We start from the raw sequence: 10969 nt of genomic DNA on the forward strand, positions 1-10969 counted from the left end.
CGAACGATCACCGCATCGATCGCCTAAGGACACTGGGTTCATTGTCGAGATCGAAGATTTTGATCGTCCCAGTCCTTCGCGGTTGGAATTGCAAAACGTTCGACTGTTGGATCCCGAGACGAAACGCGAAGTCGCCAAGGTTTACAAGCTAAGCTGGAGCGAAGTGAATGACGGCGTTTCGATTGTGCTGCATCAACCCGAGTTGCAATCGTCGGAACTTGGCAATACTTGGCGATTGGTGCATGATCGATTTTTGTGCCAATCGATCTGCGTTTCCACGCCGGTCCGTTTTGCCGCCAACGACTTGACCCTTCACAGCGACGCTGGGCCGATGACGCTGCGTGATGTCGATGCATGGATCGAACCGTGCAACCCATCAATGATCGGCAGTTCGACGCGAGCGACGATCGAATGTTTGCCGACCGGTCAGCCCACCGATCGCGGATTTCGCATCGAAGTGGTTCGCGACCGTAGCGGTTTGGCTCCCGTGACGATGTGGACGCTCGAAACCGGCGACACTGCCCTGCCCTGCTCTGCCCTGGCCCAGTACAGCGATGTGATGGCGATGCTGGGTAATGAGGCCACGTTCTCGGGCATGATGCGATGGTGTATCGAGCCTGATGGTTGGTGGGTGGATTTGAGCACGTCGCGATTCGATCAAGTCGATTTGGCGAGGTTGTTCCAGCGGTTGCCGCATCAATTAACCGGTAACGCCAGTTTGCGATTTCGCCGCGGGATGATTCGTCCGGGCAAAACGGTCGACGTGATTGCCGAGCTGCGAGCGAAAGAAGGTTTAGTGGGAACGTCATTGCTGGCGTCAATGCAGCGAGATCTTGGAATGACGATTCAGACCGACATCACCAGCTCGCGTCCAGTTCCCTACGACCACTTGGCAATGCAGTTTCAAATTTTTGGTGCCAAGATGACACTCGATGGGATCTGCCGCACCGAACATGGTTATGAAGGCTTGCCCGCCGGCGTGGTCTTTATTGCCGACGGTTACTCGATGGTACAAGCTCGTGAGTTAGAGATGCCTGCGATCGAGTTGGCCAAAGCGGTCGCACCGTCGCACAGCGTGTTAGTGCCAATGTCCGAGCAGACGACGCCTCTGATGCAGTGGTTGTTGCCTCCGAGCCGATCGCTTCCACGCGACCCCAGTCACTCGCCTCCGCCAAGGATCCAGACCACGCAAACCTTCAGCGGCGGCCCCACGATCAGCGAACCGTAGTGGCGTTTGCCCCGGTCCAATCTCGCTCAGCTCAGCGGGGGGTTCGTGTTCACTAGGCTTTGGCAATCCTAATGGGATTCGCTAGCTTTCGTCCATTTCCTCTGCATTACGAACTCTTTGTCATCGTGGCAAAGTAGATCAAGTTTTACGTCGACAGCGGTGCCGTCTTTCTTCTGTAGTGTAAGCGTTCCTGCGATGTACTTCACAAACTTTGCATCCACTTTGTGCTTTCCATCGCGGGTCGTCCATATTCTCCACTTGCGAGCATCGGCGGCCAATGTCTTTTTCGCATCCGAATTATCGTGTGCGAACGGTTGAGGATTGGCATCCGCTCGTTTCATGTTTTTATCGTCGTTCGCGGATCGTGACGAATCCGCTGCGATCGACTTGGTTCCCTGGAAAGGTCCGACCATCCGATAACGACGGCGCAGCGTGTCCATGATTGCTTGGTAGATGTAGTTGTCGGTTTCAGAAGCCTTTTGATTGGCTTCGCTCCAGTCTGCGTACTCCAATTCTTTGAACGCAATGTCATCCATTTTTCCAAGTTCGATCAAAATCTCACGCATAATATCAGCGCCTGTCAAACTCAGATCATTGAGAACGGGCGAACCGTCCGAGTAACGCAATCCTGCGACCCCTTTAAGTTCCGGCGTCAGAGGTAGTGTTCCTTTCGGATCCGTTCCCACTGCGATGGGATTCCACAAGACAAATTCCGCGTCGTATGTCATCGAAAAGAGGGTGGGGAGATTCATCGCTGGTTGCGGCCACGGTCCTTGAGGGAAATATTTAACATCACCGATACCGTCTTTACCGAGGGCATGTTCTGACCAACGCGTCTGTCCCTCCAGGAACCAACGTCTCTTGAAGTACGTGGCACCGTATTGGACCAGATGAAAGAACTCGTGTGCCGGGGTGATGTTCTGTGAGGCAACAACATGACGTCCAATGTTCATAACGATTGCACGGTCGTCTGGTTTGCCCTCGGGAATTTTCCTCGCTCGTTGCGATTCGTCGTAGGCCGCGCCGTTTCCACCGCCAAATTCTTCGCGATCGCGAAGATATACCTCAATGCACGTCACGCCCGGATATCGCTCGCTGGTCAACGGATCGGGGAACTCCAAAACGTCACAGAATAGCTTCTTCGCGGCCCAGATCTGCTTCGTGATGTCCTCCACATGATCGGGAGTGCCCGAAGCGTTCGTATCCTCCAGTGGCACTGCGGAAGGCCCTTCCGTCGCATAAAAAACACGCACGGAGTCAAACACGAAATGTTTTGGCAATTCGGATTTGTTCTGACCGTACGAGTACTCTGGCCATCCAACTCCAGCCACGAGCAACATCAGAACGCACGCCTTACCAAGCTGGTCGTTTCTTACTTTCCAGATCATTGCACCACTGAGCCCCGAATGTGCTCACCCTTAAAATTCAAAACAACGCATCCGAATTATTAATGAGCGAATTGCAGTCTCATGGATGTTTGTGCAATCCGGCAGGCGGTGCGTCCGATTTTGAGCGTATTGAAGCCTCGTGTTTTCAATCGATCGACGATTGATTTCTGACCGATTCTAGAACAGCCGGGACTACAAGTGCAAGCACTTGTGGTCCGTTTTGAAGAAGTATGTTGGTTTGTGCGGGTTCGATTCCTTAGTCGCAACGCGCCGGCAGGCTGTAGCCAGGGACGTAAGTCCCTGGAAAATGAAGCGAATGCGCCGTGAGTCACGAAGTGACGACAGGAGTTGTTCGGCATCGTACTGAAGTCGTGGGGTGCACTCGGGATAAAAGTGACGCCGGGCAAAAAACAACGCTGATGACAGGCAGGATGCCTATCCCACTTGCCTCGGCGGTGGAGGCAGAGGGATGCTACAGATACACCCTGTCTCGGCGGTCACAACGACTTGATTCGTGGATTCCGCCGGGACAAGCCCGCAGCGGAGATCCATCGCGGAGAACAGATTTGTAGGTAGCTGCCAGTTGTCGTCCCGACCGGGGCAAGCCCGGCGGAAGCGTAGGATATCGAGACGTGCGTGCGAGACGACGCATGCCTTTATGCCGATTCGAGGTCGCTGGGTTTGCGGCCGAATGCGATTCCTGCGGCGATGAAGGCGGCTTGGGTTGCAATGAACAGGCTTAACCACATCAAGACGCCGGAGGTGAAACCGTAGCTGTGCAGTCCAATGCCAAGCTCGTTCGTGCCAAACCAGCTCCAGGTGGTGACGATATTGCCACCGATCGCCAGTACACAGAAACCACGTGCTTTGACCATGCCGTCCCAGCGAGCGTGCAACATCAATGCGTTCCAGATTACGATCAACAACGCTCCGTTTTCCTTCGGATCCCAGCCCCAGAAACGCCCCCAGCTGTCGTCAGCCCACAGCCCGCCTAGGACCGTGCCGACGAAGCTGAACAGGATTCCGAAACAGGCGGCACCGTAACACATTCGGTACAGATCCTTCATCACCTTGGCGTCTTTGCCAACCCAACCGGCTATCAAATAACCAATCCCGATCGTGCCGGCGACCAACGTGGCGACGTAACCGAGCGTGACGCTGATCACATGAGTTGCTAACCAGAACTGCGTATCTAGTACCGCTTGTAGCACCGGCATCGTATCGCCGGTGTTCAGCCCATAGGCGACCAACAGCGACATCACACCCGCGACGGCGGACAACAGGTTGCCGGTACCATATTTGAAAATCCGTTCGACGACTAAACCAAACAACACTGCGGCCCAGCCGATAAAGACGGCCGACGAGTAAAGATTGATGACCGGAGCGCGGCCAGTAATGGCAATGCGGCACAAAATCGTGAAGGTGTGAATCGCAAGTGCAATTGCCAGCGTTCCCCAGACGGCTTGTCGCATCCGAGGCAGATGGAACAAAAAGTACAGTAGTCCTAAGACGGTCGACGCGAGATACAAAAACATCGTCACACCGGTGGGCCAATTGGATTGCATCCATCGTTCCAGCGAAACCATCCCCTTGTCGTAACCGGGGATAGGGTAGCTTTGCACCGCGGCGAGATGTTCATCGACGGCGGTGTTGAAGCCGACCGTGTCCGTGTCGCTGTACGCTTTGATCACGTCACCAAATGACTCGATCGACGCTTGGGGCGTCACGCCGGTTCCGAGCGAGCTTTTGACCATGTCAAAAAACGCGGGGGCGTAAGCCGACCACTTTGGATTGTCTACCGATTCCTCCGCAACGTTCTCGACCGGAGGGATCACGGCCGGTGCTGGCATCTTAGCCAGACTTTCCATTCGCATTTCTAGTTCCCGTATCGCGAACATTTGACGATCTTGTTCACTGGTCCCCTCCGGAAAGAAGCTGGCGGGGAATTGTGATGGTGTCGGAATCCGAAACGCTGCCGCGGTCAACGTGTAGTGACGCGTACGCCGATCCAATTCGATCAACTTCTTTTCTTTGAACGATTGATTGACGGCCTCTTTTTTGCCAGCCGCTTCGACAAGCCTTGCTGCTTCGTCCCATTGCTCGCGAATTTCGTTTAGCGAGTACAGTTTGCTTTTGCGTCGCTCGAGCCCTAGTTCGCTGCGTACCTCTTCGGCATCAATGCGAAACATCGGCAAATCGTGCAGCGCGGGATCGTCGATCGCTACTTCCATCAACCACTGCATCGCCGAAATCGAGCGGCCAGAGGTGTGATCTTGGATTTCTTTCGGCGCCGTATCGAGTTTTAACGATTCTCGATTACTGATCGCTTTCAGCGTTTGACGGGCGTAGGCGTCCAGCGGCATCACGCGGCCGCCGAATTGGGTCGGGATTTTGCCCGCGGTATAGAAGTCGAACTGTTTCATCCGCTCACTCGGACGCATCGAGTTCATCACGGCGGGCCAAGGAATCAACATCATCAGTGCAATTCCGGCAAACGCGGCGACTGTGGCAACTACAGGCCACTTCGAAGGAGGCGTCTGATTGAATTCCGCCAGTGCCGCCAGCTCTTTGCGAGTTTCACGTTCCCGGCGATCCAGGAATCGTGTCAGCGTGCCGAGAAAGTGAACCAGCATGCCGAGCGCCGTGATGCTGCAAGCGACGTAGGGAATCAGCCAACCCGAGTTGCGGACAACCTGAATTCCGGTCATCTCTTTGCCACCGGGAAGTGGGGTGTAGTTGGATTGATAAAACGTTTCGCCACGATAGCGAAGCGGATTGTTCATCCACACTCGATCTTTGCGGTCTTCGCCGGTTTCCGTATCGATGATGCGAATGAACGACGAGTAATCACGTGGCGTATCGCTGCCGCTCCAGTTCACACGGCGAACGTCTTCGAGTTGTACCCAATACGGTTTGACTTCGCGATGAAAACGCAGGCCGATGTCATAGCTCTTCTCATTTACCGTAAATGAATCGAAATCGTTTTTGACTGGTTCCCCGGGGACCAACATTTCGCGATCCGAAATGACTTGACTCAACAGGTGTGTTGCGATCGGTTCGCCCGACGTCTTGTCGATCAGTTCGACGTAGGCCGACGGAACATTGATTGCGCCATCGGTTCCGCCCGCCTTGGTCACCGGGATGGCTTTGACTTCTAATCCAATACCGGCGGTGGCGATGTTGTCTTCGCTGTCAGCTTCTTTAAGCGTTGAATTGGGAAAATACTCAATTACTTTGACGTTGACCGGAAGCGTTTCGTCTTCGATCAGTGAACCTGATGCTGCGGCTTGTTGCAGACGGCTGCCTGGAATCGCAATGATGTTGTCGACGCCATCGAGCCGTTCGATAAAGGTCAGTTCCACCGCATCCAAATTAACCAGCGTGTTGGTCGATTCGCCTTCGACCAGACTGAGTCGTTGTTCAAGTTGACGGTCTCCGAAGGTGAATTGGCCCACCATCAACAGTCCAACGCCCAGGTGTAACAGCACGTTGCCGCCCTGTTTATTGAACACCAGTTGGCAGCCCACCAACAGGATGCCGCCGACGCCGAGGCCTTTGGTTAATTGCCAAACGATCCGCAGTCCGGGGTCACCGATACGAAAACCGCTGAACAAGGATGACACCAATAGTAGCGCAAATAACCCACCTAATTGGTACAGCAGCATTGCGATTTTTGCGTTGCGAACCTGAGTTCCCCATGCGACAGCGCCGGCCGCCAGCAATCCAAGTCCGACCAACACACAACCCCACAATGCGTCGTAAGAAATCGGTGGCGTGCCTTGCAGTCCGTCGTCGTTGTGTCCGGCCAACACGACCAATCCGGTGGCGACCAAACCGGCAACCAAAAATCCGATACCCAGCATCAGCTTCGATCCGCTGGCGTGAATTCGGAACCGCGTGATTTTTGCCGCGACCAAATTCACCATCAACAAAAATCCGATCAATGCTCCGCCCGGAAACGGAATCATGCCCGGTAATGGCTCGCTGTGCCGATAGAACGCTTGTGGGACAAAGTCATCAAAATGCAACATCGTGAACCACGACAGGAAGTATTGCTGTTTCACTTCCAACATGTTCATCTCGTCTTGGGCGAGCGTGCCGACCAGGACGATAATCAACGATAACGCAAAGAGCGTCACGGTCATTTTCAGCGAACCGAGCCAACGCAACGCGACATGACTGAACTCGCCGAATGAATCTTCGGTTTGATGATCGATGTATTCGGAATGCGAAGTGGTTGTAGCCATGGTTTTGGTGATGAGTGAGGTGGGGAGGGGGGCGAGCGTTTGCTGGTTGTTTGGAAACAACTTCAGCACGTCAGTGCTCATCCATTGATTTTACACTGCTAAAGTTGGATCGATTCGAGGAACGACTTGATTGCCTCGGATTCGGCGGTCACGGTTTTGGCAGGGCCTGTCATTTTGATGAACAAACTGAACCCTTCGTCCAATGGGACAATGGTGGCGTCGATCGCCGTGCCAGCGTCGGGGTCTGAACCTAATAGTAAGAACCGTTGGGCATCTCGGCCATCAACTTTGACTTTTTCAGCATCTTCGAGCGCTTTGTCGACGACTTCGTCTGCAACGCCTTCGGGGCGGATTTGGCCGAGCCAGCGAGCGACGTTGCCACGCAGGTCGCCTCCGGCCGGAATGACCGTGATTTCGGCTTCGGCATCTTCGGGGCCAACGTTGAACGCCGCCATTCGCATGCTGGACATTCGCCCATCACGCCAACCTTCGGGACGATCGTATTTGAAACGCGAAGCAGGACTTTCCGCCGAGCCGCCGGCGCCGGATGCTGGTGCTTTCGAGGCTGAGGAACCCGCTGCCATCGAGCCGCCAGCGACACCGCTATGGATATCGTCATTGGGCATCTGGCCGCGAGACATTGGGCCGCCAGTCATACCGCTCATCATCGGCGGGGACCCGCCACTTGATTTGCCAACGATATCGACCCAAATCGCAGTTCCGTCGGCCGCTTCGATTTCAATCGGTTCACCGCTTGCCCATTTTTCGCTCGATGGCGCTAAACCGACTTGCCCTCGCCAACGATTGACGTTCATCGCCACTTCGGCGTCCCAGTCGGGTTGTTTGGGGAGTGACGACACACTAATGTCGAGCTGCTTGTTAGGCGTGTTGACGTCGATCGAGGCAAAACGCATCGGCTTGGATCCCCCGAGCTGCCAACCCTCTGGTAATTCGCCGAGCACTGGTTTGTCATCTTCGAACGTGATCGATTCGACAAACTTGCGAAAGTCATCTTCGACTACGGCAACCGCTTCCTCAGGAGCCGCGGTGATCTTGAAGAACCACGTTTGATCGTCTTTAGGGACCATCACCGCCAGCATGCGGTCGTTGCCCGCACGAAGTTGCTCGGGCACCTCGGTCGGAATCGAATAGGTCACGATCGGATCGGTTTTCTGACAACCGGATGCGACTGCTAGCAGTAGCATGACGCAAGAGATCGCGAGGGTTCGGGGAGCAAAAAAGCGGGCGGTCCGCAACATGTCGGCCATCAGAATCCTGGAGCTGGCTATGGGGGTAGGGCGAAACAGGGAACACTGCATTTTGCGGTTCCAGCCTGGTTAGGTACGAACCCATGAAGGTCCGGTTAGGTACGAACCCATGAAGGTAAGGTGCCCCCACTGAATTAGAAACCCCGCAGGCGTTTGTTTCGTACCCACGATTCTAACGTACCGGGGTTCCCAGCGGCAGCGAAATTTCAAAACTCACCGCTGCTGCAAAGCAGCCATCCCACCGGCAAGCCTACGACGTCGTCGCCAAAACAATTTCGCGGCCGAAAACAAGGACGGGATGTAGCGGCAGCCGTTAAGACTTTTACCGGATTTTCCCGAGCAATTCGAAACTTACAGATGAGTTTCGTCACCTGAAAATCTGCTTTGACAAAGCCGCCAAATCGTCCGCTTGCCTGCGACAGCATGTCACGGCGGCAAAAGATCACAAAGGACCGTGATCGGCGGCCGATTGAGCCTCTACCAACCCATCAAGCTGATCAGCGAATCGGTCAACGAGCTGACTGGGGCAGAAGGCTCGGTATAAGTCCACATGTTGCGAAGCAAATCGGTCATCAACATCCCGCCTAAACTGAGAACGCCGATGATCATCACAAGCGTCAAACATTGCAGCAAGGTGAAAGGGACTTCGTAAGTGCTAACCGCAGACGGCCCACTAGCGGTCTTGGTTCGTGTCGCGGTCGAGGTGATTCCGACACCTTCGGCAGCGACTTCTTCGCCTTCGACAAATCCTTCTTCGACCGGAGCGGCTTCGGCATCAAAGGCATCGCCGCCGAATGCATCAGCGTCGCCAAACGAATCGCCACCCAATTCGACCGGCTCGCCGATCAATTCGGAATCTTCGACTTCGATGACCTGAGAATCGCTATCGATCTCGGACTCTAACCCGATGCCCGAAGGGGACAATTGGAACTCTTCGTCGGCTTGGAAATCGACCATCGATCCGTCACCGCCGACACCCGAAGCACTGCTGCCGACTCCGCTGCCGTGGGAAATTTCGCCGCCAAGATCGAGTGCGGAAACACTGCTGCCGGCCAAATCCAGAGGTTCGCTTTCCAGCGACAGACCGCTATCCGATGGGCTCATCAAATTAATGCCGCTGTCACCCGCAACCGACAAATCGTGTTCGGCACTGTCGATGACAAGATCATCATCATCGTCGGCAATCAGCAAATCGTCGTCATCATCAAGCGAGAGGGCGTCATCGCCACCGGGGATCACGGCACCCGAACTGAGGGCGCCAAGTCCGAGACTGCTGCCCAATCCCGAAGAGGCTAGCAAATTCTCGCTATCTCCCGAGATCAATCCGCTGCCGCCTTGTTCAGCGCCCAGCAAATCAAGCTCACTCAAAACATCGCCACTAAGACCCATCGAAGATGCTTTGCCACCTCCGGCTGCGGGCGAATCAAGTTCGTCCATCAATTCCAAGCTGCTCATCCCCGAAGATTTCAGTTCCGAACCGCCCTTGGAAGTCGATGCAACGTCGTCCTCGAGGATATCGAGTTCGCTATCGTCGGCACCGATGACGATGTCGTCGCTGTCCTCTTCGCTAATCGGAGCAAAGCTAAGGTCGCTGCCCTGTCGATGCCACTGCCAACAATGTCGCTGCCTAGATTGATGCCCGATTCGGACGCCAACACGTTGGTTGGTTCGGAATCCAGTAGTTCTTTGAGTTCCGCATCGGTGACGGGGCCGGTGCTGCCGGCGTTGGGTTCGATCGACAGATCAATTTGTGCCGAGTCGTGGCTGATCGCAGGTTCAGCGAGACTCAGCTCGCCCGAGTCGATCTCGAGTGGTTCTTTTTTGACTTCCAAATCACCATCGTCCGGACTGATATCGGCAAGATCGCCCAACAGATCGTCGCTGTCGCTGGCTACCAATGCGACGTCGCTGCCCACATCGCTGCCGCCTGTGACCAAGTTCACATCGCTTCCACTACCGCTGGTCGATGGTTCGATACCGAGTTCGACATCACTACCGCTGCCGTCGCCTGCATCGGCATCGTCGCCGCCAATGATATTGGTGCCGCTGCTAAGCGAAATACCGGATCCGATATCCATGTCGCTGACAAGATCGCCTGATCCGCCGAGCATATCGCCCACGTCTCCGGCGGCCAGCTCATCGGCCAGTCGGCTGATTTCGTTTTCAGGAAATTTCCAGCTCGCTCCGTCGCGGAATCCTCGGACTTCACCTTGGCTACGAAGCTCGACCAAGCGGTCGGTAGGAATGCCTAGCTTTTTCGCAGCGTCTTCGAGGGAGAGATAATCAGCCATGTGTGTTCTTTGGCTCCGGTAAATCGCAGTGCGAAATTCAGGATGGGCGAATAGGGACAAGCGGTCTGATTCATTGCAGACCGGTCGGAAACTGTTGAATTGTGGGTTACGACTAGACGCCTATTGTGCCTCAAATTACCTAATTTGCTACTTTTTACCCTATTCATTTGACGAATTTCTTCGGGCAGGGGCGAAGTGGCATTGAGCTGAAGCGAAAAATCGGCGTCGATCGGGCGACTGCTGACCAGCCGAATCGTTCCCGATCTATCAATATGATACACAGCCATCCAAGATTTTCCGGTATCGATTAGCGTAATTGTCTGACTTCCCGAGCCGTCAGAATGGGAAAAACCGATCATGTCGCCTGCCGCACCCACTTGATAGGGGCAGCATTAGCCTGGCCGACCACTCCCAATACCTTCTCGGCTTGGCCACCCGAAACGTTTTGCTCTGTTAATCTGACGTTTCTGGCGAATGAGGCAATGTTTCTGTTGGGGGGTAATCGTCGGCGGTTGGCTGAAGACGTACGACGTGGCGACAACCACAA

General features: G+C 54.8%; 7 protein-coding genes. 2 read left to right on the forward strand and 5 right to left on the reverse strand.

Annotated elements, in window-relative coordinates; all coding sequences use genetic code 11:
- Positions 1-1228 (forward strand): hypothetical protein (locus RMSM_RS40955; protein WP_040766670.1); only part of this gene is annotated, 1228 nt, incomplete at its 5' end.
- Between the two features lie 68 nt (positions 1229-1296).
- Here RMSM_RS40955 and RMSM_RS14355 read toward each other — a convergent pair.
- From RMSM_RS14355 to RMSM_RS36880, 5 genes are all read right to left on the reverse strand, one after another.
- Positions 1297-2481 carry an SHD1 domain-containing protein gene (locus RMSM_RS14355; RefSeq protein ID WP_160168294.1) on the reverse strand — a complete coding sequence of 395 codons (1185 nt, stop codon included), beginning with the start codon at positions 2479-2481 and terminating at the stop codon, positions 1297-1299.
- A gap of 791 nt (positions 2482-3272) precedes the next feature.
- Positions 3273-6944, reverse strand: a complete 3672-nt coding sequence (locus RMSM_RS14360) for a cytochrome c biogenesis protein (protein ID WP_008697306.1) — start codon at positions 6942-6944, stop codon at positions 3273-3275.
- A 17-nt stretch (positions 6945-6961) separates the two neighbouring features.
- On the reverse strand, positions 6962-8068 hold the full coding sequence (locus RMSM_RS14365) for a hypothetical protein (RefSeq protein WP_236622138.1): 1107 nt from the start codon (positions 8066-8068) through the stop codon (positions 6962-6964).
- Positions 8069-8608: 540 nt separating this feature from the next.
- Positions 8609-9586 carry a hypothetical protein gene (locus tag RMSM_RS36875; protein WP_008697312.1) on the reverse strand — a complete coding sequence of 326 codons (978 nt, stop codon included), beginning with the start codon at positions 9584-9586 and terminating at the stop codon, positions 8609-8611.
- Between the two features lie 11 nt (positions 9587-9597).
- Positions 9598-10422 carry a helix-turn-helix domain-containing protein gene (locus RMSM_RS36880; protein WP_008697313.1) on the reverse strand — a complete coding sequence of 275 codons (825 nt, stop codon included), beginning with the start codon at positions 10420-10422 and terminating at the stop codon, positions 9598-9600.
- Between the two features lie 341 nt (positions 10423-10763).
- Between RMSM_RS36880 and RMSM_RS42595 the strand changes: the two genes are divergently transcribed.
- A partial coding sequence (locus RMSM_RS42595; RefSeq protein ID WP_236622139.1) for a hypothetical protein occupies positions 10764-10969 on the forward strand: 206 nt, incomplete at its 3' end.

The sequence above is a fragment of the Rhodopirellula maiorica SM1 genome (assembly GCF_000346295.1).
In the GTDB taxonomy this organism is placed as follows: Bacteria; Planctomycetota; Planctomycetia; order Pirellulales; family Pirellulaceae; genus Novipirellula; species Novipirellula maiorica.

Coding starts and splice junctions, on each gene's coding strand:
- RMSM_RS14360 (WP_008697306.1), bottom strand. CDS start 6,944: ATGAGCACTGACGTGCTGAAGTTGTTTCCAAACAACCAGCAAACGCTC.
- RMSM_RS14365 (WP_236622138.1), bottom strand. CDS start 8,068: ATGCTACTGCTAGCAGTCGCATCCGGTTGTCAGAAAACCGATCCGATC.
- RMSM_RS36875 (WP_008697312.1), bottom strand. CDS start 9,586: ATGAGCAGCTTGGAATTGATGGACGAACTTGATTCGCCCGCAGCCGGA.
- RMSM_RS36880 (WP_008697313.1), bottom strand. CDS start 10,422: ATGGCTGATTATCTCTCCCTCGAAGACGCTGCGAAAAAGCTAGGCATT.